The following is a 24,048-nucleotide window of genomic DNA, read 5'->3' on the forward strand; positions in this document are numbered from 1 at the left end:
CGTGCCCGCCTCGCGGCGGGCACTCGTGCCCTGGATTCAACCAGGTCCGGGGTCAGCGGTGGGAGGTGAGCGGTGTCGCCGTCGGACTCGGGGCGCCGAGCGGGGTCGGGGCCGGGGTGACACCCGGGCCGCTCAGCGCGTCGAACCCGGACGTGAACGCCAGGCGCAGGGCCGGTCCCGTGGGCCGGACGAACGGGGAGAGCTCCAGCACGGACGGCGCGGACGTCCCCTGGAGACCGACGGTCTCCGTGGGCGTCGCACCGCCCGGCAGCAGGGGTCCGGCGGACACCGGTCCCGTGGCCGAGCCGAAGCCGATGCGCCTGGTCGAGGAGTCGGCGGCCGCCCGCTCCGCCGTACGCCCGCCGCGGCCGGAGGCCGTGCCCACGGTCGTACCCGTACCGGATCCGCTGCCCGAGCCGTTGCCGGAGAGCGAGCCCGTGAGGGAGGGGCCGCCGGAGGCGGGGGCCCTCAGCGGGGTGACGTTCGTACCCGTGCCCTCGCCGCGCGCGCCGACGTTCGGTGTCGTCTCCAGCGGAAGGGCACCGCCCAGCGCTATCGCGGCGAACGAGACGGCACTGGCGGCCGCGATACCGAAGCGCCGGCCCCGCCAGGACGAGCGGTCGTGGTCGGGCCGGCCCCCGACGGCGTGGATACGGAATCCGGAGTGCGGGGAGACCGCCCCGGCCGTCGCGAAGCCGTCCGACTTCACTCCGCCGAGGTCGCCGAGACCGCCGACGCCCGGGCCGGGGCCGACGGGACCGCCTGAGCCGCCCAGGGCGAAGATCTCGTCGAAGGGTCCCCCCCGACGGTCGTCACCCCCCGGAGGGCCCCCGGGCAGCCCCTGAAGGCGCGCGAGGAGCCCCTCCGAGGGCGGAGGGGGTGCGGTGGAGGCGAAGACGCTCTTCAGCCGGCGCTGGGCGTCGGCCTCCGCCTTGCATTTGGCACAGGTCGCGAGGTGCGCGAGAACCCGCTCGCGGGCGTCGTGGCCGAGCTCCCCGTCGACCAGCGCGGCGAGCCGGTCCCCGAGGTGCTGCTCCGCGGGGGTCGGGCCGGCAGGACTGTTGCTCACGCCGTTCCGCCCTCCCATCCGACGGTGGCCAGGGCACGCTCCGCCCGGGCCTCGGGGGACCGGTGCTTGAGCGCCTTGCGCAGGTGCGAGCGGCCCCGGTGGATTCGGCTGCGGACCGTACCGAGCTTCACGCCGAGCGTGGCGGCGATCTCCTCGTACGAGAGTCCTTCGATGTCACAGAGGACGACCGCGGCACGGAACTCGGGCGCGAGGGTGTCGAGGGCCTGCTGGACGTCGGCGTCGAAGTGCGTGTCGTTGAACGCCTGCTGCGGGGAGGGCTCGCGGCTGGGCAGCCGCTCGGCCGCGTCGTCGCCGAGGGCGTCGAAACGGATCCGCTGCTTGCGGCGGACCATGTCGAGGAAGAGGTTGGTGGTGATGCGGTGCAGCCAGCCCTCGAACGTGCCCGGCGTGTACGTCGACAGCGAGCGGAAGACGCGGACGAAGACCTCCTGCGTGAGGTCCTCGGCGTCGTGCTGGTTGCCGGTCAGCCGGTAGGCGAGGCGGTACACGCGGCCGCTGTGCGTGCTGACGATCTCCTCCCAGGTGGGCGGAGTCCACGCCTGCGATTCCGCATCCGATGCGAAGGTCGCGGTGGTGGGAGCGGAGTCTGCGGTGTGGATTCGGTCAGCGGTGTCGGTCACGGATTTCGGCTCACCCGCCGACCTGAGAAGACGCCGAAGCACTCCTCCCCGATCCACAGGCGCAGCCGCACCTCCCCTGTCGGCTCTGGTGGTGTCCAGTGGAGCCCCTACCATAGCCACCTCGCCCGTTAGCTCCGGATAAGAATCTTTACGCGAATTTGGGGACCGGTCACCCGCCGCCCTCATCGACGTCCTGCCCTGGTGAACGCGCGGTCCCATCTGCGGGTTCCCGTGCGCAGCGGATACAGTCACCGTTGCGCCAACTACGGGGACAGGAGAGGGCCATTACCGCCAACCGGCAGACGAGCTGGGCGTTCGCCGACGCCTTTGTCGCCGAGGACGAAGCGCTGCGCTGGGCCCGTGACCGGGCCCGGGAGACAGGGCTGCCCTCGGTGTCACCGGGCACCGGCGCCGCTCTGCGCCTGCTGGCGGCGACGGCGGACGCGAAAGCGGTGGCCGAAATCGGTACCGGAACGGGCGTGTCCGGGATCTATCTGCTGCACGGCATGCGTCCGGACGGCGTGCTGACGACCGTGGACCTGGAGCCCGAGCGCCAGCAGTTCGCGAAGACGGCCTTCCGGGCGGCGGGATTCGCCGGGAACCGGGCGCGCTTCATCCCCGGCCGCGCCCTGGACGTGCTGCCGCGGCTCGCGGACGGCGGGTACGACCTGGTCTTCTGCGACGGTGACCGGCTGGAGCTCCTGGACTACCTCGCTGAATCGTTGCGCCTGCTGCGACCGGGCGGTCTGGTCTGCTTCGAGGGCGTCTTCGCGGACGGTCGCACGGTCGACTCGGCGGCGCAGCCGGCCGAGGTGCTGCGGATACGGGAGCTCCTGCGGGCGGTCCGGGAGAGCCAGGAGCTCCTTCCGTCGCTGCTGCCCGTGGGAGACGGCCTGCTCTGCGCGGTGCGGCGCGGCTGACGGCACGGCTCGCCGCCCGTCGTACCGCCCTGCCCCTCGAACCGACCCCCGGAACACTCCTGCCCCGGCGCGGTGGGTACCGTGCCGGGGCAGGAGCGGACAATCCTGGCTTGTCGCGTCAGCCGACTACCTGCTTCAGGGCGTCGCCGAGTGCTTCGGCCTCGTCCGGCGTCAGCTCGACGACAAGCCGACCGCCGCCTTCGAGCGGAACGCGCATGACGATGCCCCGCCCCTCCTTGGTCACCTCGAGCGGGCCGTCGCCCGTCCGCGGCTTCATGGCCGCCATGCTTGTTCCCCTTCCTGAAACCAGCTCTTCGTCAGCCGACGGCCCCTGATCGGGAGCACACGTCACCGGCATCGAACACATTGCTTCCAGGTCATTATCCCGCATCACAGGACCCGATGACCAACATCAGGTTGCATCGCTTGCGCAACGCGCTTCCGCAAAACCGCCCATTTCGGCGATCGGCCTGCGATACTTCGCCGCTCGTTCGCCGCCGGGCTTTGACGCAGGTCACATGTGCGGGTCGGGTGATCTCCGTCATGCTGAGCGCATCAGGGACGCAACGACGCGAAGGGAAGCCCCGATGGCCGACACCGTGCTGTACGAAGTGACCGACGGACTCGCCACGATCACGCTCAACCGGCCCGAGGCCATGAACGCGATGAACGTGGAGGCCAAGGTCGCCCTGCGGGACGCGGCGGAAGCCGCCGCCGCGGACACCGCCGTACGGGCGGTACTGCTCACCGCGGCGGGCGACCGGGCCTTCTGCGTGGGCCAGGACCTGAAGGAGCACGTGGGCCTGCTGCTGTCGGACAAGGAGACCGGCTCGCAGGCGACCATGAACACCGTCCGGGACCACTACAACCCGATCGTCAGGGCGCTGACCGGCATGAAGAAGCCGGTCGTGGCGGGCGTGAACGGGGTCGCGGCGGGCGCCGGCTTCGGCTTCGCGCTGGCGGCGGACTACCGGGTGGTCGCGGAGACGGCCGCGTTCAACACCTCCTTCGCGGGGGTGGCGCTCACCGCCGACTCCGGGATGTCCTGGACGCTGCCCCGGCTGATCGGCGCGAGCCGCGCCTCCGACCTGCTGCTCTTCCCGCGCTCGATCAGCGCCCAGGAGGCGTACGAGCTGGGCATCGTGAACAAGCTGGTCCCGGCGGCCGACCTGGCCGAGGAGGCCCGGAAGATCGCCCGCACCCTGGCCGAGGGCCCGACGGTGGCCTACGCGGCGCTGAAGGCCTCCCTGGCGTACGGCGCGGACCACTCGCTGTCCGAGGCCCTGGAGAAGGAGGACGAACTCCAGACGGCGGCGGGCGCCTCCGAGGACCACACGATCGCGGTCCAGGCCTTCCTGGCCAAGGAGAAGCCGAAGTACGTCGGCCGCTGACGGACGCCCTCACCGGCACGACCCGGGGCGCCCGCAGGGGGACGCTCTCCCCTAGCGGGCGCCCCGGCTCACGCAGTTCTTCAGGTGGTCGTCGACGAGGCCGCAGGCCTGCATGAGGGCGTAGGCCGTCGTCGGGCCGATGAAGCGCAGTCCGCGCTTCTTCAGGGCCTTGGACAGAGCCGTCGACTCGGCGGTCACCGCCGGGACGTCGGCGGTCGTCAGGGGCGCGGGGCGGGACGCCGGGTCCGGGGCGTACGACCAGATGAGGCCGTCCAGCTCGCCGGGGGCCCACTCGGTCAGCGCCTTCGCGTTGGCCATCGTCGCGTCGATCTTCGCGCGGTTGCGGATGATGCCCTCGTCGGCGAGGAGCCGCTCCCGGTCCGCCTCGTCGAACCGGGCGACCGAGGCGATCTCGAAGCCGGCGAAGGCCCACCGGAAGCCCTCGCGGCGGCGCAGGATCGTGATCCAGGAGAGACCGGACTGGAAGGCCTCCAGGCAGAGCCGCTCGAAGAGCGCGTCGTCCCCGTGGACCGGGCGTCCCCACTCCTCGTCGTGGTACGTGACGTAGTCCTCGGTCGACAGGCCCCAGGGGCAGCGCAGACGCCCGTCGGGGCCGGGGACGGCCTCGCCGGTCACCGGCCCTCGCCTTCGTCCTTACGGAGGGAGGGGCCACCGGACTCCGGGCCGGGTCTGCCGGGGCCCGCCGCGAGCGCCGCCTCCAGCTCCGCGATCCGGGCGTCCCGCTCCGCGAGCTCGGCGCCCAGGCGTCCCAGGGCGTCGTCCACGTCGGCCATGCGGTACCCCCGCACCGTCACCGGCAGCCGGAGCGCCTCGACGTCGTCGCGGTCGACCGGGCGGGCCGCCGGCAGCGGGTCGACCAGCTGCTCGGGCGCCACCTCGGGCAGCACCTCGCTGTCGCCCCCGCCGATCACCGCGAGGGTGACCGCAGCGACGACCACGACCATCGCGATCAGCAAAAACCAGAACACCAGCGCGCCTCTCCCCGAAGTGGATTTCGTCCCGTGGTCGATCGTGCCATGCGCCACCGACAGTTAGGGTCGCAGGCGAACGGACGCGAGGGAGGACAAAAGGGATGCTGCGCTTGGGACGGCGTGAATTCGGGCCGCACGAGCCGGTGATCATGGCGATCGTGAACCGGACCCCGGATTCCTTCTACGACCAGGGCGCCACCTTCCGCGACGAGCCCGCTCTCGCCCGCGTCGAGCAGGCGGTGGCCGAGGGCGCCGCCATCATCGACATCGGCGGGGTGAAGGCGGGTCCGGGCGAGGAGGTCTCGGCCGAGGAGGAGGCGCGTCGCACGGTCGGTTTCGTCGCGGAGGTACGGCGGCGGCACCCGGACGTCGTCATCAGCGTCGACACCTGGCGCGCGGACGTCGGCGAGGCGGTCTGCGAGGCCGGCGCGGACGTCCTCAACGACGCGTGGGGCGGGGTGGATCCGCGGCTCGCGGAGGTCGCGGCACGGTACGGCGCGGGGCTCGTCTGCACCCACGCGGGCGGCGCGGAGCCGCGGACCCGGCCGCACCGGATCGCGTACGAGGACGTGATGGCCGACATCCTGCGGGTGACCGTCGGACTGGCCGAGCGGGCGGTGGGACTCGGGGTGCGGCGGGACGGGATCATGATCGACCCCGGCCACGACTTCGGGAAGAACACCCGCCACAGCCTGGAGGCGACCCGGCGGCTCGGCGAGATGACGGAGACGGGCTGGCCTGTGCTCGTCTCGCTGTCCAACAAGGACTTCGTGGGCGAGACGCTGGACCGGCCGGTGAAGGAGCGGGTGCTCGGGACGCTGGCGACGACCGCCATCTCGGCCTGGCTCGGAGCGCAGGTGTACCGCGTCCACGAGGTGGCCGAGACACGGCAGGTGCTGGACATGGTGGCGTCCATCGCGGGCCACCGGGCGCCCGCCGTGGCCCGGCGCGGACTGGCCTGAGCCGGGCCCCGGGGGACCGGCGCGCCCGCGTCGGGGCGCCGGTCCTCCGGGGCGCGGGGGCTACCTGCTCGTCTCCTTCGACACCAGGGCCACCGCCTCGTCCACGTCGTCCGTGACGTGGAAGAGCAGGAGGTCCCGCTCGGAGGCCTTGCCGCCCGCGACCACCGAGTCGCGGAGCCAGTCGACGAGGCCCTTCCAGTACTCCGTACCGAAGAGCACGATCGGGAAGCGGGTCACCTTGCGGGTCTGGACCAGGGTGAGCGCCTCGAAGAGCTCGTCCAGGGTTCCGAGGCCGCCCGGGAGGACCACGAAGCCCTGGGCGTACTTCACGAACATCGTCTTGCGGACGAAGAAGTAGCGGAAGTTGACGCCGATGTCGACGTGCGGGTTGAGGCCCTGCTCGAAGGGGAGCTCGATGCCCAGGCCGACCGAGATGCCCTGGGCCTCCCGCGCGCCCTTGTTGGCGGCCTCCATGGCGCCCGGGCCGCCGCCCGTGATCACCGCGAAGCCGGCCTCGACCAGCGCGCGGCCGAGCCGCACACCCGCGTCGTACTCCGGCGTGTCCGGCAGTGTGCGGGCCGAGCCGAAGACGCTGATCGCGCTCGGCAGTTCGGCGAGCGCGCCGAAGCCCTCCACGAACTCGGACTGGATGCGCATGACCCGCCAGGGGTCGGTGTGCACCCACTCCGAGTCACCCTCGCTGTCCAGCAGACGCTGATCGGTGGTGCCGGACTGGACCTGATCCCGGCGCCTCAGCACCGGACCCAGCCTCTGCTCCTCCGGCTTCGACCCTCCCTCGGGGACACCCATGGTCTGCTCCCTCCGCCGATCCTCTGATCTTCTGATTCGGTCAGGGTAGGTCCACAGACGTGACAAAAGGCCGAATGACGGCTGTCACGCAGTGAGCCAGTCGCGGAGACGTTCCTCGCACTGGACGATCCTCTCGACGACGACGTGCTCGTCGACCTTGTGCGCGTAGATCGGGTCTCCGGGCCCGTAGTTGACGGCGGGGACGCCGAGGGCGCTGAAGCGTGCCACGTCGGTCCAGCCGAACTTGGGGTGGGCCGTGCCGCCGACCGCCTTCATGAACGCCTCGGCGGCCGGGTGGGAGAGGCCGGGCAGGGCGCCTCCGCTGTGGTCGTCGACGACGAACTCGGCGACGCCGCAGTCGGCGAAGACCTCGCGGACGTGCGCCTCGGCCTCCTCCGGGGTGAGGTCGGGCGCGTAGCGGTAGTTGACGACGACGGTGCAGGCGTCGGGGATGACGTTGTTGGCGACGCCGCCCTCGATCCGCACCGCGTTGAGGCCCTCGTGGTACTCCAGGCCGTCGATGACCGGCCTGCGCGGCTCGTACGCGGCGAGGCGGGCGAGGATCGGGGCGGCGGCGTGGATGGCGTTGGATCCCATCCAGGAGCGCGCGGAGTGGGCACGCTCGCCCTCCGTGTGCAGCAGGACGCGGAGCGTGCCCTGGCAGCCGCCCTCGACCTCGGCGTTCGACCCTTCGAGGAGGATCGCGAAATCGCCCTCCAGCCAGTCCGGGTGGGCCTCGGCGACCTTCCCGAGGCCGTTGAGGTGGGCGGCGACCTCCTCCTGGTCGTAGAAGACGAAGGTGAGGTCGCGGTTGGGCTCGGGGACGGTGGCGGCGATCCGGAGCTGCACGGCGACGCCCGACTTCATGTCGGAGGTGCCGCAGCCCCACAGGATGCCGTTCTCGTCGAGCCGCGAGGGCACGTTGTCGGCGATCGGCACCGTGTCGATGTGCCCGGCGAGGATCACGCGCTCCCCGTGGCCGAGCCGGGTGCGGGCGACGACGTTGTTGCCGAAGCGGTCGACGGTGAGGTGCGGCAGGGCGCGCAGGGCGAGCTCGATCGCGTCGGCGAGCGGCTTCTCGGTCCCGCTGACCGAGGGGAAGTCGACGAGCGCGGCGGTGAGCGCGGGGCCGTCGAGCGTGAGGTCGAGGGGAGCATTGTCAGCCATGTGCCGACCCTAACCCGGCCTCCAGTACGGTGGGCCCCGTGTCCGAGCCCAGCCGTTCCCCCCACACCCGCCGCAAGGGCCGTCCCGCCAGGTTCACGGCGGCCCTCGTCGTGCTCTGCGGCTTGATCGCCTATGTGGCCGTGCACCAGTCGACGGGCTCCAGGGGCGCCCCTCGGTGCACGGTCGGCAGTGGCGAGAACACGTACGAGTTCACCCTGGAGCAGGCGTCGAACGCCGCGACCATCTCGGCCGTGGGCACCACGCGCCGCATGCCGGAACGCGCGGTCACGATCGCCCTGGCGACGGCACTCCAGGAGTCCGCGCTGCGCAACATCCGGCACGGTGACCGGGACTCCCTCGGCCTGTTCCAGCAGCGCCCGTCCATGGGCTGGGGAACGCCGGAGCAGATCATGGATCCGGTGTACTCCTCGGGGAGGTTCTACGAGGGTCTCGCGGAGGTTCCCGGCTATTCGCGGCTCCCGCTGACCGTGGCGGCGCAGAAGGTGCAGCGCAGCGGCTTCCCGCAGGCGTACGCGAAGCACGAGCCGGACGCGACGCTCCTCTCGGCCGCGCTGACGGGCCGCTCGGCCGCCGCCCTGCGCTGCATGACGGACCCGTCGCGGGACGGCGCCGCGGGCGATCCGGCGAAGCTGCGGGCGGAGCTGGTACGGGCCTTCGGTGAGAAGGCGGCGCCCCGGACGACGGCGGGCGGCAGCGCGAGGACGAGCGTCGGCTCCCCCTCCTCCGTGGTCACCGTGCCGGTCCTCACGGCCACCGGGCCCGACGCCCGGCGCGGCTGGGAGCTCGCGCACTGGGCCGTGGCGCGCGCGGAGGATCTGCGGGTCGTGGAGGTGGCGTACGCGGACAAGGTCTGGCGGGCGGGCGACTCCGCGGGCGCGTGGACGAGGACGGCCGACGCGGCCGGTGCAGGAACGGTTCGCATCCGGCTCGCGCGCTAGGCCGGTACAGCTAGGGCGTGCGTACGGGGCGTCACTCGACCGGGTATTCGCCGACGGGCGGCGCCACTCACCCTCACTCACTTGCGCCCGTCCCGTCACTTCCCTTGCCCGGCAAGGGAAGTGACGGTTCGGCAGGGGTTGGATCTTCGGCGCGTTCGTCCGCTTTCCTCCCCACCCGATAATGCGATGCATTGCGGAGCCTTTACCTTCGGCCGCCGCAACCTCCCCCTCCCTCGCCTCGGTTGTCACGGCGTCAGTACGTCGTCTTCGTCGAAGGAGCACCATGTCCCTCCCCCTGACCCGTCGGATCGCCCGCGCCGCCCTTCTCGTCGCGGCCGGAGCAGCCCCCGTGGTCGGTGCGGCCGGCTCCGCGAGCGCCATGGACCACAGCATCGCGCCGACCGGGGCGCTCTCCGGCATCAGCTCGCTGGACGGCGCCGGTGTCGGCAACGCCGTCGACGGCGCCTCGCAGACTGCCACCGGTGTCGTCGGCGACACCGGTGGCAAGGCCGTCGGCAAGGCCGTCCCGGCCGCGGGCAAGACCGTGGACTCGGCGGGCAGGACCGCCACGCCGGCCGCGCAGCAGGTCGCGGGCGACACCGCGGGCAGCGCGGGCGAGGTCCTCGGCGAGGCCGCCCCGGCGGCGGGCGGCCTCGGCCAGAACCTGCCGACCGGCGGGGTTCCCTCGCTGGGCGGTCTGCCGATCGGCGGCTGAACCCCCGTACCGGTTCCCCCTCACCGGTACGGCGAAGGGCCCGGGGAGCGTGACGCTCCCCGGGCCCTTCCATGTCCGTGCGGCGATCAGCCCAGGCGCTTGACCGCGGCCTCGACGCGCTCGTCCGTGGCCGTGAAGGCCACCCGGACGAACCGCTCCCCCGCCGTCCCGTAGAAGTCGCCGGGCGCGACGAGGATGCCCTTCTCGGCCAGGTACGCCACGGTCTCCCAGCACGGCTCGTCGCGGGTCGCCCACAGGTAGAGGCTCGCCTCGCTGTGCTCGATCCGGAAGCCGTGCGCCTCGAGCGCCGTCCGCAGCGCCGAGCGCCGGGCCGCGTAGCGCTCCCGCTGCTCGGCGACGTGGCGGTCGTCGCCCAGGGCGGCGACCGTGGCGGCCTGTACCGGGGCGGCCGTCATCATCCCGCCGTGCTTGCGGATCAGGAGCAGCTCGCCGAGGACGGCCGCGTCGCCCGCGACGAACGCGGCGCGGTAGCCGGCCAGGTTGGAGCGCTTGGAGAGCGAGTGGACGGCGACGATCCCCTCGTACGAGCCGCCGCAGACGTCCGGGTGCAGCACGGAGACCGGGTCGGCCTCCCAGCCCAGCTCCAGGTAGCACTCGTCGGAGAAGACGAGGATGCCGTGCTCGCGGGCCCAGGCCACGATCCGGGTCAGCTCGTCCTTGCCGAGGACCTTGCCGGTCGGGTTGGACGGCGAGTTGAGCCAGAGCAGCTTGACGGCGGCCGGGTCCAGGTCGGTCGTCGGGTCGTCGTAGACGACGGGCTCCGCGCCGCAGAGCCGCGCGCCGACCTCGTACGTCGGGTAGGCCAGGCGCGGGTAGGCGACCTGGTCCCCGGCGCCGAGGCCGAGCTGGGTGGGCAGCCAGGCCACCAGCTCCTTGGAGCCGACGACCGGCAGCACGTTGTGGTGGGTGAGCGCGACCGCGCCGAGGCGCCGCTCGCACCAGCCGGTGAGGGCGTCCCGCAGCTCGGTGGTGCCCCAGACCGTGGGATAGCCGGGCGAGTCCGCCGCCGCGACCAGCGCGCCCCGGATCAGCTCCGGCACGGGGTCGACCGGCGTGCCGACGGACAGGTCCACGATGCCGTCGGGGTGGGCGACCGCCGTCTTCTTGTACGGCTCCAGCTTGTCCCAGGGGAAGACGGGCAGGCGCGAGGAGACGGCGCCCGAGACTGCGCTCACGGTTTGGCTCACTTCGTCGTACGGACGGGAAACGCGTCGGTCCCGTACAGCGGGCGAGGCCGTACGGGACCGGGGGCGGTGTATCAGCCGTTCTGCGGCGGCAGAGCGGCGATGAAGGGGTGGTCGCGCTCGATCAGGCCGAGCTTGGAGGCACCACCGGGCGAGCCGAGCTCGTCGAAGAACTCGACGTTCGCCTTGTAGTAGTCCTTCCACTCCTCCGGGGTGTCGTCCTCGTAGAAGATGGCCTCGACCGGGCACACCGGCTCACAAGCACCACAGTCGACGCATTCGTCCGGGTGGATGTACAAGGACCGGGAGCCCTCGTAGATGCAGTCGACGGGGCACTCCTCGATGCATGCCTTGTCCTTGACGTCGACACAAGGCTGCGCGATGACGTAGGTCACGCTGTCGTTCCTCCTCGGTAGGGCTGGTCTGCGCGGGAGCGCGGCGTCGTCGATGCCCGCCCCTAGTATCTCCGTTCTTGGGGTCGATCCGAACAGGAGGGGCGGAGAAGCTGTGGAATTCACCGCAGGAGGGCGCCTTGAGGTACGTATTACCCACGCTGACGTGGGAAAACGTGTCTCAGTTCGGTATGTGACGGATGCGGGTGACCACAGTGGGAAATTCACTGATGCGGTTGGAGTTCTCACATCCTGGGCCCATGGTGTGCTCTTGATCACACGCCGGACCGGTGAGACCGTCCGGATCGCGGAATCCGCCCTCGCCGCCGGCAAGGTCGTGCCGGCCGCTCCGGCCCGCAGGCGCGGCCCCGCCGCCTCCTTCGAGGAGCTGGCTCGGGCGATGGCGCGCGGCTGGCAGCCGGTGGAGAGCGAGCCGCTGGGCGAGTGGACGCTGCGGGCGGCGGGCGGGTTCACCCGGCGCGCCAATTCGGTGCTGCCGCTCGGCGACCCCGGCCTTCCGCTGGACGAGGCGCTCGCGCGGGTGCGCGACTGGTACGGCGAGCGCGGCCTTCCCGCGTACGTACAGACGGCGACCGGCGCCGAGGGCACTCAGGAACTGCTCTGCGCCGACCTGGAGCGGCACGGCTGGCGGTCGGAGGTCTCGGCGGAGGTACGGATCGGCGGGCTCGCCCCGGTCGGCGACCTGGACGCGGACGTGTCGCGCGTCCGGCTCGTGCGGAGCGTGGACGAGGCGTGGCTCCGCCGCTACAACCGGTCCGGCACGGTCGGGCCCCACGTGCTGAGCGTCCTGTCCGGCGGCCCCAGTGTGTGGTTCGCGTCCGTACCGGGCACGGAAGACATACCGGCGGCGATCGGACGGTGTGTGGTCGACGGCCGCTGGGCCGGGTTCATGGCGGTGGAGGTCGACCCCGCGCAGCGGCGTCAGGGCCTGGCCAAGGCCGTGATGGCGGCGCTCGCCCGGCAGGCCCTCGACGAGGGCGCGTCGGCGGCCTGGCTGCAGGTGGAGGCGGAGAACGACGGGGCTCGGGCGCTGTACGAGGGGATGGGCTTCACGGTCCACCACCACTACCACCACTACCGGGCGACCGAGGCGTGAGCGAGGTGACCGACGTGACCGGCGCGAGCGACTGGCGGCGCGAGTTCGCGGAGGAGGCGCGTTCGCGGCGCCCGGATCTGGCGCGGCTCTGCCTCCTGATCGGGGCGGTCGCGGAGGGGGCGGTGACCTCGGCGGATCTGGACGCGGCGGAGATCGAGCTGGACCGGCTGGCCGGGGAGCTGCCGTACGGCCTGCGTGAGCCGGACGACTGGGTGGCCGCGCTGGCCCGGCTGCTCGGCGGACAGTACGGCTTCCAGGGCGCCCCCTCGGACTACCAGCGGCTGGAGTCCTCGCTGCTGCACGAGGTCCTGAAGCGCCGGCGCGGTCTGCCGATCCTCCTGTCCGTCCTCTGGATGGAGGTCGCCCGGCGGGCGGGCGCTCCGGTGTACGGCCTCGGGCTGCCGGGCCACTTCGTGGTGGGCTTCGGCGACCCCTCGGTCCAGGTCTTCGCGGACCCGTTCGCGGGCGGCCGGCCGATGACGGGCATGGACGCCGAGCTGCTGGTGGCGGGCGCGACGGGCGAGCCCCTCGAACCGTCGATGCTGCGCCCGGCGGACCCGCTGGAGATCGTCCTGCGCATCCTCAACAACATCCGGGCCTGGGCCGCTCCCCGCCCGGAGCGCTCCGGTGTGGCGCTGTGGGCGGTGGAGCTGTCCCTGATGCTTCCCACCCACCCGGCCAGGCTGCGCTACGAGCACGCGGAGCTGCTGGTACAGCGGGGCGAGTTCCAGGCGGGGGCCGCGGAGATGGAGGCGTACGCCTCGGTGGTCGACGCGGTCGAGCCGAGCGCGGCGGCGTCGATCCGGAACCGGGCGCAGGCGGCGCGGGCGCTGCTGAACTAGGACGGTCCTCGGGGTGTCGACTTGATAGGCAAGTGGACACTTGCCTATTCTGGGGTGGTGGCCGACGACCTCTTCAAAGCCCTGGCCGACCCCACCCGGCGCACGATCCTCGACGAGCTGACGGAGAGGTCCGGACAGACACTGTTCGAGATCTGTTCGCGACTGAGCATGAAGCACCAGCTCGGCATCTCGCGCCAGGCGGTCTCCCAGCACCTTGCCGTGCTGGAGGCGGCCGGCCTGGTCGAGACGAGGCGGGAGGGGCGCTACAAGTTCCACGACCTGAACACGGCTCCGCTGCGGCAGATCGCCGAGCGGTGGCTCGTGCCCGACACCTCCGGACCGCAGGAGAGCACCCCATGAAGATCCGTCTGACCAGCGTCTTCGTCGACGACCAGGCGAAGGCCCTGCACTTCTACACCGAGATCCTCGGCTTCGTGAAGAAGCACGACGTGCCGTTGGGCGAGAAGGACCGGTGGCTGACGGTCGTCTCCGCCGACGAGCCCGAGGGCACCGAACTCCTCCTGGAGCCCGCCGGCCACCCGGCCGTCAAGGCCTACCGCGACGCGCTCGTCGGCGACGGCATCCCGCTCGCCCAGTTCGCCGTCGACGACGTCCACGCGGAGCACGAGCGCCTGACCGCCCTGGGCGTCCGCTTCGTCCAGGAGCCCCTGGAGATGGGCCCCGTCACCACGGCGGTCCTCGACGACACCTGCGGCAACCTGATCCAGCTCGCGACGCAGCCGTAGGCCACGCGCCGTCACCCCCCGCGCCGCGCCGACAACGCCCGCAGGAACCATTCGACGGCCGGGACCGGAGGCTCCGGGGGCGGCCAGGCGTTGATGCGGGCGAGAAGCTCCAGGTAGCGGATGCGGCGGGGGTCGGTCGCGGCTCTCAGGTACGCGGGGAGGTCGTCCGGGCAGGCGGGGTGCGCGGTGACGTGGTCGACGATCGACCGGGCCTCCGGCGAGGCGGGGTCGAGAGCGAGGTCGGCCTTCTCGCGGACCACGGCCACGATGTGGGGGCGCGGGGGCGCGAACCCCCCGCCCCGGGCGGCCGAGAACCGCTCGGCCAGCCGTCGCGCGTCGGCCACGAACCCCTGGTCCTGCATCAGTTCCGCCAGCTCCACCCACGCGGCGACCTGTGCGTCGTCGGGATCGTCGGGCAGAACGGGCGTCATCGAGCGGACGACGCCCGGGTCGAGGCCGCGGTAGGCGGCGTCCAGGAAGTCCGCGATCAGACGGTCGCGTTCGGCGGCGGACAGTCGCGCCAGCTTGTGCATGAGATCCAGCTCCTTCGGGGTCGGTCCCCGCCCGGCCACCGCCGTCAGCACCGCGCGCCGCATCCTCAGCGTGCGGATCTGCACCTCGAGCGCCTCCGCGTGCGCCGCGGCCACCTCGGCGAGCGAGACCTCCCGGTCGACGACCTTCCGGATGGCGGGAAGCCCGAGCCCGAGGTCACGCAGCGTCCGTACGAGGCCGAGGCGTGCGACGGCGTCGAGGCCGTAGACGCGGTGGCCGGCGGGGGTGCGGTCGAGGGGCGGCACGATGCCCTCGTCGGAGTAGAACCGCACGGCCTTGACCGTCACACCGGTCCGCCGCGCCAGTTCACCGATCGAGAAGAGCGTGTCGCCGTCCATGCCGCCCACTCTGGGACCTCCCCTTGGGGGAGACGCAAGGCCGTCGACCGGTGTCGGTACCTTGGCCCCCATGTCCAGCGACCGTCTCATGCGCATCCACAGCGCCGAGTTCCAGGCCATGGCCGACAGGGTTCTGCGGGTCACGGAGCTCACCTCCCGCCTGAACGTCCTGCCGTTCGAGGACGAAGCGGGCAAGGCGGAACTGTTCGCGCAGATCCTCGGCAGGCCGCTGCCGCCGCGCGTCACGATCTACCCGCCCTTCTACACGGACCACGGCCTGAACCTCGACCTCGCCGAGCGCGTCTTCATCAACCAGAACTGCACGTTCCTGGACTACGCCGGCATCCGCCTCGGCGAGCGCGTGATGGTCGGACCGAAGGTCACGTTCATCACCAGCGGCCACCCGGTCGATCCCGAGGAGCGGCGGCTGTACCTCACCGGCGCACCCATCGACGTGGCGGAGAACGTGTGGATCGGCGCCGGTGCCACCATCCTGCCCGGCGTCAGCATCGGCCGTGACGCCGTGATCGCGGCCGGCGCGGTCGTGGCCGACGACGTTCCGCCGGCAAGCCTGGTGACCGGTGGCAAGGCGACCGTGCGGCGCACGTGGTGACCGGGCCCTCCGGGGCCGCATATCGCGTTGTGGGCGGCCGGGGGCGCGCATAGGGTCGCCGGCATGTCCGTACGACTTCGTATGCGTGAAGCCCTGCCCGTCGCCATGCGCGCCCGCGACAAGGCCGCCGTGAGCGCCCTGCGCTCGACACTCGCCGCGCTGGACAACGCCGAGGCCGTGCCCCTGGCCGAGGAGCAGCTCCGTGGCACCGCCCTCGAGGCCTCGCCCGCCGGTGTCGGTGCCACCGAAGCCGTACGGCAGGAGCTGAGCGAGCACACCGTGGTGGAACTCGTCCGCGCCGAGGCCGCCGAGCGCCTGGAGGCCGCCGAGCAGTTGACCGCGCCCGCCCACGCCGACCGGGCCGAGCGGCTCCGCGCGGAGGCCGCCGTACTCCTGCGCTTCCTGGACGGGCCCGGCGCCGCCTAGAACACCCTGTCCGCGCCACGCCCCCGACGTACCATCAGTTACACCTGTGCAACTGTGAGTTGGGGGAGAACAGATGCGAAGCACCACACACTTACGCGCCGTCGGCGCCGCCACGATGCTCGCCCTGCTCGTCGGCTGCGGCGGCGCCGAAGGCGGCGGCGACAAGCCGGCGGCGCCCTCCTCCTCGGCGCCCGCCGACGGAACCCCCACCCCCGGAGAGTCCGAGACCGCCTCGCTCACCGCATACGACCCGCCCACCCGCTTCGAGAACCACGGCAGCTTCGAGGCACCCGGCCTGGGGACCGTGGCCCTCGACGGCCAGAAGGCGTACTACGTCGCCCCCGGCGTCCTCGTCGCCCGGGACCTCGCCGCCGACGAGGAGATCGGAACCCTCGAGGCCGGGACATCCTCCTGGCGCCACGACCCCGAACACGACGGCACCTACAAGACGCTCCCGCACGCCCCCGGCCTCGGCACGGCCGACGGCAAGCGGTACGCGGTCGCCGCCTTCCCCACCAGCACGAAGGGGTCGGGCAGCTCCCCCGACAGCATCGGCGTCGAAGTGGTCGCGATGGACGCCGAGAGCGGCCAGGAGGCGTGGCGGACGAAGTGGGACCTGGACCGGTCCGACGACGGGTACCTGGTCACCTACGTCGCCGGGGTCGTCGGCCGGACGGCGATCGTCGTGTCCCACGGCGAGTACCGGTACCCCGTGACCTACGGGATCGACCTCGTCACCCACAAGGAGACCTGGCGCGACCCCGCCTTCAAGGCGCAGCTGGTCCAGGGCACGCGCGTCATCGGCCAGAAGCGCGGCGCCGAGGACGTCCTCGCGCTCGCGGCCGTCGACGGGGCGAACGGACGTGAACTCTGGACGGGGATGGAGGTGCCCGACGAGACGGGCGCCGACCAGGGCTGGACGGCCAAGGCCTTCGGGCCGGACCGGGTCTGGGTGGCGGACCCGTACGGCCGGGCGGTGGTCGACAGCGCCACCGGCAAGGACCTGAAGTACGAGGGCTTCGGCGAGCGGCTCCACGAGATCGAGACGTGCGTGGACGACCAGCTCAGGACGACCATCTGCGCCGCCCGCACGGTCGAGGGCGGGGAGATCTCCGCCTACGACAGGTCCGGCAAGCGCCTGTGGCGCGTGGGCGGCCCCTCGGACGACTCGGGACGAAAGGAGATGCTCCTGAAGTCCGCGTTCCACGGGGTGGTCTACGCGGCCTTCAACGACGGTACGGGCGCGGCGATCGTCCTGGACGGGGCGACCGGGGCCGACAAGGCCACCGATCCCGGATTCTCACCGCTGCTGGTCAACACGTACGTGGGGCTGATCTACCGGGGGAACGGCCGGGTCGACGGCTTCCGGGCCACGCGCTGATCCCGGTGTGGCAGCGCCCGGCCGTGATCGGGAGTCTGACGCCCGCCGGGCGGTCCAGGGCCATAGGATCACCGCGCATTCGGGGGAGATCCGAGGGGGAGAACCGGTATGACACCGCGTGACGCACGCATGCCCGCGGAGGCCGGGCCGTACCGGCTGCTCGCCGAGTTGGGCAGCGGCGGAATGGGCCGGGTGTTCCTCGGTGCCGCTCCCGACGGCCGCCTCGCCGCGGTGAAGCAGGTGCACCGGCGGTTCGCGGCCGAGGACGGTTTCCGTTCACGGTTCCGGCGCGAGGTCGCCGCCTCGCGCAAGGTCTCCGGCGCCTACACGGCCGCCGTCATGGACGCCGACGCCGACGCCGAGCTGCCGTGGCTCGCCTCGGTGTTCGTGCCCGGCCCCTCCCTCGGCGCGGCCGTGAACGCCACCGGCGCGCTTCCCGCCGAGACGGTACGCCGGCTGGCGCTGGGACTGGTGACGGCGCTCGACGAGATCCACCGCGTCCGGCTCATCCACCGTGATCTCAAGCCGGAGAACGTCCTGCTCGCCGAGGACGGGGTCCGCGTCATCGACTTCGGCATCGCCCGCGCCGCCGAACCGGAAGCGGCGACCGCACTCACCCAGACCGGCTGGGTGATCGGCTCGCCCCCGTTCATGTCGCCCGAGCAGGCCGAGACCAAGGACCTCACCACGGCGAGCGACGTGTTCTCGCTCGGCTGCGTCCTCGCCTTCGCGGCGACCGGCCGCTCGCCCTTCGCGGCCGACTCGACCCTGATGACCCTGTTCAACGTGGTCAACTCCAAGCCCGACCTCGGCGAAGTGCCGAAGGAGCTGCGCGGGACCGTCACCCGCTGCCTCGCCAAGGACCCGTCGGCCCGCCCGACCCTGGCCGACCTCAGAAAGCTGCTCGGCCCGGTCTCCCCCGCGACCCGTCCGTGGCCGCCCGCCGTCCACGAGCTGATCGCCGAACAGAAGGAACGGCTGGAGACCCTGTTGGGCGGGGACGACGTCGCCGAGGCCCCTGCGCCCACCCCGCCGCCCTCACAGGACCCCGATCCGGTGCCGTACTCCGAGACCGTCACCGCGACCGCCCCCGGACCCGCCCCCACACCCACCCGCCCGACGCGCAGGCGCGGCAGGCTCGTGGCCCTGGTGGCAGCGGTCACGGTCCTGGCCGGAGCGGGAGTCGGCACGTACCTCGCGCTCCAGGAGGACAACAGCAAGAGCGGCGGTGCGGGCGGCGCCGCGAAGAGTCCAGCGGACAAGTACACGAAGCTGCCGGTCTGCGCGGACGCGGCGCCGAAACTTCTCCTGGCGGACCGGCGCGCGGACCGGGACAGCAGCGTCGAGAACAGCCCCGTCTACGTGACTCGCTGCTCCTGGTACGCAAAGACGTCGGAGCTGTACCCGATGGACAAGCCGGACGCAGTCGTCCGCTGGACCCTGATACGGACGACCAGCGCGGACGGGAACGGTACGGAGCGCCAGGACGAGACGTTCGACCAGGAGACGGAGACACGCGCGCCCAACCTCGGCGTCGGCGACGAGGCCTCCTGGGACACGTCCCGCCACGACTGGAACTGCTCCTTGAACGTCCGCGACGGCAACCTCGTCGTCTGGGTCATGCTGGCCGGCGACCGGAATCCCGACTCCACCTGCGAGGACGAGGCCGTGCGGATCGCGAAGGCCGCCGTGTCAGCGATGCCCGAGTGACGCCCCCTTGACCCCGTCGACGAACGCCGTCCAGGCGGCGGCGGGGAGGAGGAGAGCGGGGCCGGTGGGGTTCTTGCTGTCCCGGACGGGGACGTGGGCGGGGCGGGCGGCGTCGCTGACTTCGAGGCAGTCGCCGCTGCTACCGCCGCTGTAGGACGACTTGCGCCAGTCAGGGAGGACCGATGCGTCAGGGATGCTGGTCGGTGCGTGCTGCATGCTCGAATTCCTCCGCGACGGACCCGATCAGAGCGAGCGACTCACGGTGGGACAGCGCGTCGCCCAGAGCATGATCGTAGGCCACCTGACAGTCCCGAACCACGGCCGGATCCTCCCAGACACGACCCGACTTGAGCCCTTCCACGTACGCGATCGGCGGCTGATCCCGGAACCACATCAGCGAGACGAAGCCCTCCATCAACGCGTGGTAGCCCCCGGAGAACGGCAGCACATGTACGCGGATACGGCGGCTCTCCCCTAGTCGCACGATGTGACGGAGCTGCTCGCACATCACCTCCGGGCCTCCGACGTGCCGCCTCAGCACGGCCTCATCCAGGATCACCCACACCACTGGCGAGTCGAACTTCTCCAGCATCCCGGCGCGCTCCAGCCTTGTGACAAGGAGCCTGTCACGTTCCTCGTCGCTCTTCGGCGTCGAGCCCGAGTTCAGGACCTCCTTGGCGTAGGACTCCGTCTGGAGGATGCCCGGCACGAGCTTCGGGGCGTACTCCCGGATCACGATCGCCTGGCCCTCGAACTCCAACGCCTCCGCGAAGTGCTCCGCCACCGCCTTGCCGTCCAGCGCCGGCAGGAACCGCTCGAAAAAGCCCCCTGCCTCCAGCACCTGGTCCAGGCGCCGCGCGTCCGCCACGTCCGGGCGTCGTCTCCCCGCCTCCATGTGGGCCAAGTGGGTCCGCGAGATGATCGTCAGTTCGCTGAGGCCCTCCTGCGTGAGCCCCGCCGCTTCTCTTCGGCGTTTCAGCTCTTCACCGTATTTTCGGCGCGACTCAGGATTGTCCTCGATTGCCACGGCCAACTCCCCGACGTGCTGGTTGCGTTGTCACACGCGGACCCCTGTCGAGCGTAACGTGATCCACGCCACTGTGTGACCGGAACAACACACAGAGCGAAAGGGCTCGCACGCAATGCAAACCCCCCACGGTCCAGGCGCCTTCGTCGCCCATACCGGAACCGACGTCTACGGCCCCGGCAAGGTCATCGGCGTGGAAGGAGTCCACCGGCGCGTGCGGTTCGTGCACTTCGTGGCCACGATCCGCGCCTCCGACCTCCGGCCCGCCGATCCCCGCGAGACGCGGGAGATCCAGGACTGGCTGCGCGCGAAGCGGCAGCGGTACGGCGGCGAGTGGTGATGCGGCTGCGCGTCTCGCGCGACGGCGGGCGGACCTGGTCCGAGGTGAAGACGTACGCGCCCCGGCGGGGAGACGTGCCCGTCGAATCGATTCTGCGATTCCCGCCCTGCCGGTGCGACCTGTGCACTGTCACACCAAGTGACCAATCGGTCACGGAGCTTGCGGTACGGTGAGCACAAAAGCGGCCCCCGAGCTGGTTGCAGCCAGCACCGAGGGCCTTCACTTCGAGTGCTTACAAGAGGAGCACCCGGAATGCTTCGTCATGCTAACGCGCCCACTCGGCGCTTCAGTCAGATCCCCCACGAGATCCTTCGTCACCCCGATCTCAATTCCGACGCCGTACGGCTCCTGTGCTGGCAGCTCTCGCTTCCCGACGGCGTCAACGAGCCGCTCTCCAAGACCGCCGAACGGGCGGGCATCCGCAAGGTCGCCTTCCTGCGCGCCAAGGGGCAGTTGAAGGCCGCCGGCTATCTCCACGAGTGGCGTGAGCAGGGCGCACGCGGACTCTGGGCCACCCGGCAGCTCGTCTCCAACGTGCCGTTGAGCCCGGCCGAGGCGTCAGCGGTGCGGTGCGGGCGTCCGGCGGACACCCGTCCGGCCGCCGGTGAGCCGACCGGTCGGGCCGTCGGCCGTCATCCCGAAAGGACATCCGGGGAGAACACCTCCACCCCTCCGCCGCCCGAGGCCTCCGAGGCCCCCGAGCTCCCCGAGGCCCGCCGCCTCGTCGACGAGCTGCCCGGCCTCGATCCCCGGCTGCGCGTTCCGCGCGCCATGCTCCCGGAGTTGACGGGCCTCGCGGCCCGCTGGCTGGAGGCGGGTCACATGGCCGACGCCGTACGGGACGCCGTCGCCCGTTGCCTGCCGGGCCGGGGCAGCCCCATCCACCGCCCCGGCGGGCTGCTGCGGTACATCCTGCGCGAGGTGCCGCCGGTCCCCCCGCCGCCCCCGCCGCCGAGGGTCACGGGCCTCCGCGAGTGCGAGAGCGGGCTTCACGTACAGCCGTACCTGTTCCGGCCGTTGGCCGACGAGGACCATTGCGGGGGCTGCCGCCAGCCTTCCGCGGCCTCCTCCGTTTCCCCCACCGCCACCGCACAGACCGGCCCTTCCCTGGCCCGCGCGGCCCTCCGACGGCGCCCGTAGGGCGTATGCGTCGGCGACTTCCTGCCTACTCGCCGGCCCACCATTTGCGGGGTGCACCCGTCTCGAAGTGCAGTCCGTCGTGGCCGCGAGGCAGCTCGCAGAAGAAGTTGCCCTGAAGGAAGAGGTCCCAGCTGTCCGGTCCGGGCTCCTTGCAGCGAGGCGTGGGCTCCGCAGCCGCGGCCGCTGCCGATTCGGGATTCTGATCGTCGGTCATACACACATTCTCTCGCCCAGCCGGTATCGGTGCGAGAATCACCCCTCCCTACCCGGGAGTTGTCTGTACAACTCCCGGTCGCCGTTCCCCGACCGTACATGAGGAGGTCACTCCCGACTGCTGCGATACACGCGCCATTTGAACGACGAACAGCGCTTGATCGAGGAGGCTCGAGTGAATCTCGTAGTCAACGGAGACGCGGAGAGCGGGCCCGGCGGGTCCGCCGAGCCGGTCACCGGTGTGACCGGCTGGGAGGTGCGGGAGGGAGCGCCCGCGCTCATCGCGTACAGCCTGGGCAACGGCTACCCGGGGCCCGCGGACCCCGGGCCCGCAGCCCGCGGCTCGCGGTTCTTCTCCGGCGGCAACAGCCCGCGCACCGTTCTCGTCCAGGACGTCGCCCTGCCGAGGACGGGCACCACGGGGTGGCGGCACATCGACGCCGGGCGGGTGCGGTACACGCTCGCCGGCTGGCTGGGCGGCTACGCCACCCAGGAGGACGGAGCCCGGCTGTCCGTGGAGTTCCGGAACGCCCAGGGGACCCCGGTCGCGCTGTCCGTGCTCGGCCCGGTGACGGCCGCCGAGCGGCTCTCCCGCACCGCCCTCCTGGAGCGCACGGCGACCGCGCAGGTGCCGCGTACGGCCCGCTCCGCGCGGGTGCTGCTCGTCTTCACCCGCAGCGGCGGCGGGACGTCCAACGACGGCTACGCCGACTCCATATCGCTCACGCTGCACGCCACGGAGGGACGCAAGTGACCAGGCTCAACCGACGCGATCTGCTCAAGGCCGCCGGAGCCGCCGGTGCGCTGAACCTCGCCTGGCCGCTGGCCGCCGGGCTCTCGCCCGCGCAGGCCCTGGAAGCCGCCCAGGCGCTGGGCGCCGACTACGACCCGGCGCCGTTCACCCTCGGCGTCGCGTCCGGCGACCCGCAGCCGGACAGCGTCCTGCTGTGGACCCGGCTCGCCCCCGAGCCGCTGGCCGCCGAGCAGAAGCTGTCCGAGATCGTCGAGGTCCAGTGGGTCGTCGCCGCCGACGCCCAGCTCAAGCGCGTCGTCGCCGAGGGCACCGTGCCCGCCTCGGCGACGCTCGGCCACAGCGTGCACGTCCCGGTCTCCGGGCTGCGCCCGAACACCCGCTACTGGTACGCCTTCACGGCGCTGGGCAGGCGGAGCCGGATCGGCCGTACGAAGACCGCACCCGTCGGCCGCGTCTCCTCGGTCCGCTTCGCCGCCGCCAACTGCCAGGCGTTCCACGACGGTTTCTACGCGGCCCACCGGGGCATCGCCCGCGAGAACGTCGACTTCGTCGTCCACCTCGGCGACTACATCTACGAGCACGGCCAGGTCGGCGGCGTCCCGGCCGACCACGTCCGTGACCACGAGGGACCGGGGATCTTCACCGTCGCGGACTACCGCCGCCGGCACGCGCTCTACAAGGGCGACGCCTCCCTGCGCGAGGCGCACGCCGCGCACCCCTGGTTCCTGACCTGGGACGACCACGAGGTCGTCAACGACTACTCCGGTACGGGCGGGGGCGCGCCGTTCATGCAGCGGCGGGCGGCCGCGTACCAGGCCTGGTACGAGAACATGCCGCACCGCGAGGGGGGTGCCGGTGGCGCGACCGCGCTGCCGGACCCCGAGATCCACCGGGTGCGCCGCTGGGGCGACCTGCTGGAGCTGACCGTCCTCGACCTGCGGTCGTACCGCTCGGCGCAGAACCTCGCCGACGGCACGATCCTCGGTGCCGGGCAGAAGGGGTGGCTGAAGCGGAACATCGACCGGGCTCCGGACACCTGGCACGTCTGGGCCAACTCGATCATGCTCAGCCAGCTGCGGTCCCGTCCCGGCGGCTCGTACATGTTCACCGACCAGTGGGACGGCTTCCTCGCCGAGCGCAAGGAGGTCCTCGGCCATGTGCACAGCACCGGCATGGAGGACCTGGTCGTCATCACGGGCGACTGGCACTCGGCGTTCGTCGACGACATCCGGCCGGACTACGACGACGTCTCGTCGCCGGTGATCGGTACGGAGTTCACGGCGCACTCGGTGACCTCGGGGGCGTACTCGGCGAGCTGGAACGCCACGAACGGCCCGGTCATGGGCGCGGGCAACCCGCACCTGAAGTACTTCGAGGGCAACCGTTACGGCTACGACGTCTACGAGGTCACGCCGGAGCGTTTCAGCGCGCACATGCGGGTGATCGACGACCGCCGTGACCCGGTCTCCCCCGTCTCGACACTGACCACGTTCCATGTGGACCGGGGGAAGGCGGGCTCGTACGAGGACCCGGCGACGAAGAACTCGCCGGCGCAGTACCGCAGGGACTGACGACGCGAGAACGCCCGTCCCGCCGGTCGTGACCGGCGGGACGGGCGTCCGTGCG

The 24,048-nt window shown here is 71.9% G+C and carries 30 protein-coding genes; 17 read left to right on the forward strand and 13 right to left on the reverse strand.

Annotated features, from left to right (window positions below; translation table 11 throughout):
* Positions 1-52: 52 nt before the first annotated feature.
* Positions 53-1,069 (reverse strand): anti-sigma factor family protein, encoded by a 1,017-nt coding sequence (locus ACFVGW_RS28480; RefSeq protein WP_385853944.1) that lies wholly within the window; start codon positions 1,067-1,069, stop codon positions 53-55.
* Positions 1,066-1,824 carry an RNA polymerase sigma factor SigE gene (sigE, locus tag ACFVGW_RS28485; protein WP_352191173.1) on the reverse strand — a complete coding sequence of 253 codons (759 nt, stop codon included), beginning with the start codon at positions 1,822-1,824 and terminating at the stop codon, positions 1,066-1,068. The genes ACFVGW_RS28480 and sigE overlap by 4 nt, the downstream gene beginning before the upstream one ends.
* A gap of 140 nt (positions 1,825-1,964) precedes the next feature.
* Here sigE and ACFVGW_RS28490 point away from each other — a divergent pair, with 140 nt between their 5' ends.
* The gene (locus ACFVGW_RS28490) at positions 1,965-2,630 is read left to right on the forward strand and encodes an O-methyltransferase (protein ID WP_383228886.1); all 666 of its coding nucleotides are present in this window, start codon (positions 1,965-1,967) and stop codon (positions 2,628-2,630) included.
* 118 nt (positions 2,631-2,748) lie between these two features.
* Here ACFVGW_RS28490 and ACFVGW_RS28495 read toward each other — a convergent pair whose 3' ends face one another.
* The gene (locus tag ACFVGW_RS28495; RefSeq protein WP_006346801.1) at positions 2,749-2,916 is read right to left on the reverse strand and encodes a DUF3117 domain-containing protein; all 168 of its coding nucleotides are present in this window, start codon (positions 2,914-2,916) and stop codon (positions 2,749-2,751) included.
* Positions 2,917-3,217: 301 nt separating this feature from the next.
* Here ACFVGW_RS28495 and ACFVGW_RS28500 point away from each other — a divergent pair, with 301 nt between their 5' ends.
* The gene (locus ACFVGW_RS28500; RefSeq protein ID WP_383293628.1) at positions 3,218-4,021 is read left to right on the forward strand and encodes an enoyl-CoA hydratase/isomerase family protein; all 804 of its coding nucleotides are present in this window, start codon (positions 3,218-3,220) and stop codon (positions 4,019-4,021) included.
* 51 nt (positions 4,022-4,072) lie between these two features.
* Here ACFVGW_RS28500 and ACFVGW_RS28505 read toward each other — a convergent pair whose 3' ends face one another.
* A complete protein-coding gene (locus ACFVGW_RS28505; protein WP_385853945.1) occupies positions 4,073-4,657 on the reverse strand; it encodes a DNA-3-methyladenine glycosylase I in 585 nt (194 codons plus the stop codon).
* The gene (locus tag ACFVGW_RS28510) at positions 4,654-5,010 is read right to left on the reverse strand and encodes a DivIVA domain-containing protein (RefSeq protein WP_383228883.1); all 357 of its coding nucleotides are present in this window, start codon (positions 5,008-5,010) and stop codon (positions 4,654-4,656) included. The genes ACFVGW_RS28505 and ACFVGW_RS28510 overlap by 4 nt, the downstream gene beginning before the upstream one ends.
* A gap of 104 nt (positions 5,011-5,114) precedes the next feature.
* On the opposite strand from ACFVGW_RS28510, the gene folP reads away from it, so the two are divergent.
* Positions 5,115-5,975 carry a dihydropteroate synthase gene (gene folP / locus ACFVGW_RS28515; protein WP_385853946.1) on the forward strand — a complete coding sequence of 287 codons (861 nt, stop codon included), beginning with the start codon at positions 5,115-5,117 and terminating at the stop codon, positions 5,973-5,975.
* Between the two features lie 60 nt (positions 5,976-6,035).
* Here folP and ACFVGW_RS28520 read toward each other — a convergent pair whose 3' ends face one another.
* A complete protein-coding gene (locus tag ACFVGW_RS28520) occupies positions 6,036-6,785 on the reverse strand; it encodes a TIGR00730 family Rossman fold protein (protein ID WP_385853947.1) in 750 nt (249 codons plus the stop codon).
* A gap of 84 nt (positions 6,786-6,869) precedes the next feature.
* Positions 6,870-7,952 carry a succinyl-diaminopimelate desuccinylase gene (gene dapE, locus ACFVGW_RS28525; protein WP_385853948.1) on the reverse strand — a complete coding sequence of 361 codons (1,083 nt, stop codon included), beginning with the start codon at positions 7,950-7,952 and terminating at the stop codon, positions 6,870-6,872.
* 38 nt (positions 7,953-7,990) lie between these two features.
* Between dapE and ACFVGW_RS28530 the strand changes: the two genes are divergently transcribed.
* Positions 7,991-8,911, forward strand: a complete 921-nt coding sequence (locus ACFVGW_RS28530; protein WP_385853949.1) for a hypothetical protein — start codon at positions 7,991-7,993, stop codon at positions 8,909-8,911.
* A 283-nt stretch (positions 8,912-9,194) separates the two neighbouring features.
* Positions 9,195-9,626, forward strand: coding sequence for an ATP-binding protein (locus tag ACFVGW_RS28535; RefSeq protein WP_383293623.1), 432 nt, complete (start codon positions 9,195-9,197; stop codon positions 9,624-9,626).
* 86 nt (positions 9,627-9,712) lie between these two features.
* Here the strand turns inward: ACFVGW_RS28535 and ACFVGW_RS28540 are convergent, their stop codons facing one another.
* Both ACFVGW_RS28540 and fdxA read right to left on the reverse strand, forming a co-directional pair.
* Positions 9,713-10,822 (reverse strand): bifunctional succinyldiaminopimelate transaminase/glutamate-prephenate aminotransferase, encoded by a 1,110-nt coding sequence (locus tag ACFVGW_RS28540; protein WP_383228878.1) that lies wholly within the window; start codon positions 10,820-10,822, stop codon positions 9,713-9,715.
* An 83-nt stretch (positions 10,823-10,905) separates the two neighbouring features.
* A complete protein-coding gene (fdxA, locus tag ACFVGW_RS28545; RefSeq protein ID WP_003985062.1) occupies positions 10,906-11,226 on the reverse strand; it encodes a ferredoxin in 321 nt (106 codons plus the stop codon).
* A gap of 112 nt (positions 11,227-11,338) precedes the next feature.
* Between fdxA and ACFVGW_RS28550 the strand changes: the two genes are divergently transcribed.
* Genes ACFVGW_RS28550 through ACFVGW_RS28565 form a run of 4 tightly spaced genes read left to right on the forward strand, consistent with a single transcriptional unit; the run spans position 11,339 to position 13,928 of the window.
* Positions 11,339-12,340 (forward strand): GNAT family N-acetyltransferase, encoded by a 1,002-nt coding sequence (locus ACFVGW_RS28550; RefSeq protein WP_385853950.1) that lies wholly within the window; start codon positions 11,339-11,341, stop codon positions 12,338-12,340.
* Positions 12,337-13,182, forward strand: coding sequence for a tetratricopeptide repeat protein (locus ACFVGW_RS28555; RefSeq protein ID WP_385853951.1), 846 nt, complete (start codon positions 12,337-12,339; stop codon positions 13,180-13,182). Before ACFVGW_RS28550 ends, ACFVGW_RS28555 begins: the two co-directional genes overlap by 4 nt.
* Positions 13,183-13,239: 57 nt before the next feature.
* The gene (locus ACFVGW_RS28560) at positions 13,240-13,542 is read left to right on the forward strand and encodes an ArsR/SmtB family transcription factor (protein ID WP_383310388.1); all 303 of its coding nucleotides are present in this window, start codon (positions 13,240-13,242) and stop codon (positions 13,540-13,542) included.
* A complete protein-coding gene (locus tag ACFVGW_RS28565; RefSeq protein ID WP_352191186.1) occupies positions 13,539-13,928 on the forward strand; it encodes a VOC family protein in 390 nt (129 codons plus the stop codon). The genes ACFVGW_RS28560 and ACFVGW_RS28565 overlap by 4 nt, the downstream gene beginning before the upstream one ends.
* Positions 13,929-13,939: 11 nt before the next feature.
* Here the strand turns inward: ACFVGW_RS28565 and ACFVGW_RS28570 are convergent, their stop codons facing one another.
* Positions 13,940-14,818, reverse strand: a complete 879-nt coding sequence (locus tag ACFVGW_RS28570; RefSeq protein WP_385853952.1) for a MerR family transcriptional regulator — start codon at positions 14,816-14,818, stop codon at positions 13,940-13,942.
* Positions 14,819-14,888: 70 nt separating this feature from the next.
* On the opposite strand from ACFVGW_RS28570, the gene ACFVGW_RS28575 reads away from it, so the two are divergent.
* From ACFVGW_RS28575 to ACFVGW_RS28590, 4 genes are all read left to right on the forward strand, one after another.
* The gene (locus ACFVGW_RS28575; RefSeq protein WP_383228873.1) at positions 14,889-15,431 is read left to right on the forward strand and encodes a DapH/DapD/GlmU-related protein; all 543 of its coding nucleotides are present in this window, start codon (positions 14,889-14,891) and stop codon (positions 15,429-15,431) included.
* Positions 15,432-15,536: 105 nt separating this feature from the next.
* On the forward strand, positions 15,537-15,857 hold the full coding sequence (locus ACFVGW_RS28580) for a hypothetical protein (protein ID WP_385853968.1): 321 nt from the start codon (positions 15,537-15,539) through the stop codon (positions 15,855-15,857).
* A 73-nt stretch (positions 15,858-15,930) separates the two neighbouring features.
* The gene (locus tag ACFVGW_RS28585; RefSeq protein ID WP_385853953.1) at positions 15,931-17,238 is read left to right on the forward strand and encodes a PQQ-binding-like beta-propeller repeat protein; all 1,308 of its coding nucleotides are present in this window, start codon (positions 15,931-15,933) and stop codon (positions 17,236-17,238) included.
* Between the two features lie 108 nt (positions 17,239-17,346).
* Positions 17,347-18,948 (forward strand): serine/threonine-protein kinase, encoded by a 1,602-nt coding sequence (locus ACFVGW_RS28590; protein ID WP_385853954.1) that lies wholly within the window; start codon positions 17,347-17,349, stop codon positions 18,946-18,948.
* Here ACFVGW_RS28590 and ACFVGW_RS28595 read toward each other — a convergent pair.
* Positions 18,931-19,164: a DUF397 domain-containing protein gene (locus tag ACFVGW_RS28595; RefSeq protein WP_385853955.1), complete on the reverse strand. Its 234-nt coding sequence runs from the start codon at positions 19,162-19,164 to the stop codon at positions 18,931-18,933. The genes ACFVGW_RS28590 and ACFVGW_RS28595 overlap by 18 nt on opposite strands.
* Positions 19,136-19,975 (reverse strand): Scr1 family TA system antitoxin-like transcriptional regulator, encoded by an 840-nt coding sequence (locus tag ACFVGW_RS28600; protein WP_385853956.1) that lies wholly within the window; start codon positions 19,973-19,975, stop codon positions 19,136-19,138. The genes ACFVGW_RS28595 and ACFVGW_RS28600 overlap by 29 nt, the downstream gene beginning before the upstream one ends.
* 115 nt (positions 19,976-20,090) lie before the next feature.
* On the opposite strand from ACFVGW_RS28600, the gene ACFVGW_RS28605 reads away from it, so the two are divergent.
* Complete coding sequence (locus ACFVGW_RS28605; RefSeq protein ID WP_383228869.1) at positions 20,091-20,315, forward strand: hypothetical protein; 225 nt, start codon at positions 20,091-20,093, stop codon at positions 20,313-20,315.
* Positions 20,316-20,567: 252 nt separating this feature from the next.
* Positions 20,568-21,455 (forward strand): hypothetical protein, encoded by an 888-nt coding sequence (locus ACFVGW_RS28610; RefSeq protein ID WP_385853957.1) that lies wholly within the window; start codon positions 20,568-20,570, stop codon positions 21,453-21,455.
* A 25-nt stretch (positions 21,456-21,480) separates the two neighbouring features.
* Here the strand turns inward: ACFVGW_RS28610 and ACFVGW_RS28615 are convergent, their stop codons facing one another.
* The gene (locus tag ACFVGW_RS28615; protein WP_361668448.1) at positions 21,481-21,669 is read right to left on the reverse strand and encodes a hypothetical protein; all 189 of its coding nucleotides are present in this window, start codon (positions 21,667-21,669) and stop codon (positions 21,481-21,483) included.
* 174 nt (positions 21,670-21,843) lie between these two features.
* On the opposite strand from ACFVGW_RS28615, the gene ACFVGW_RS28620 reads away from it, so the two are divergent.
* Positions 21,844-22,422: a phosphoesterase gene (locus ACFVGW_RS28620; RefSeq protein ID WP_385853958.1), complete on the forward strand. Its 579-nt coding sequence runs from the start codon at positions 21,844-21,846 to the stop codon at positions 22,420-22,422.
* Positions 22,419-23,993 (forward strand): alkaline phosphatase D family protein, encoded by a 1,575-nt coding sequence (locus ACFVGW_RS28625; protein WP_385853959.1) that lies wholly within the window; start codon positions 22,419-22,421, stop codon positions 23,991-23,993. The genes ACFVGW_RS28620 and ACFVGW_RS28625 overlap by 4 nt, the downstream gene beginning before the upstream one ends.
* The last annotated feature ends 55 nt before the right edge of the window (positions 23,994-24,048 follow it).

The organism is Streptomyces sp. NPDC127129, from assembly GCF_042671585.1.
In the GTDB taxonomy this organism is placed as follows: Bacteria; Actinomycetota; Actinomycetes; order Streptomycetales; family Streptomycetaceae; genus Streptomyces.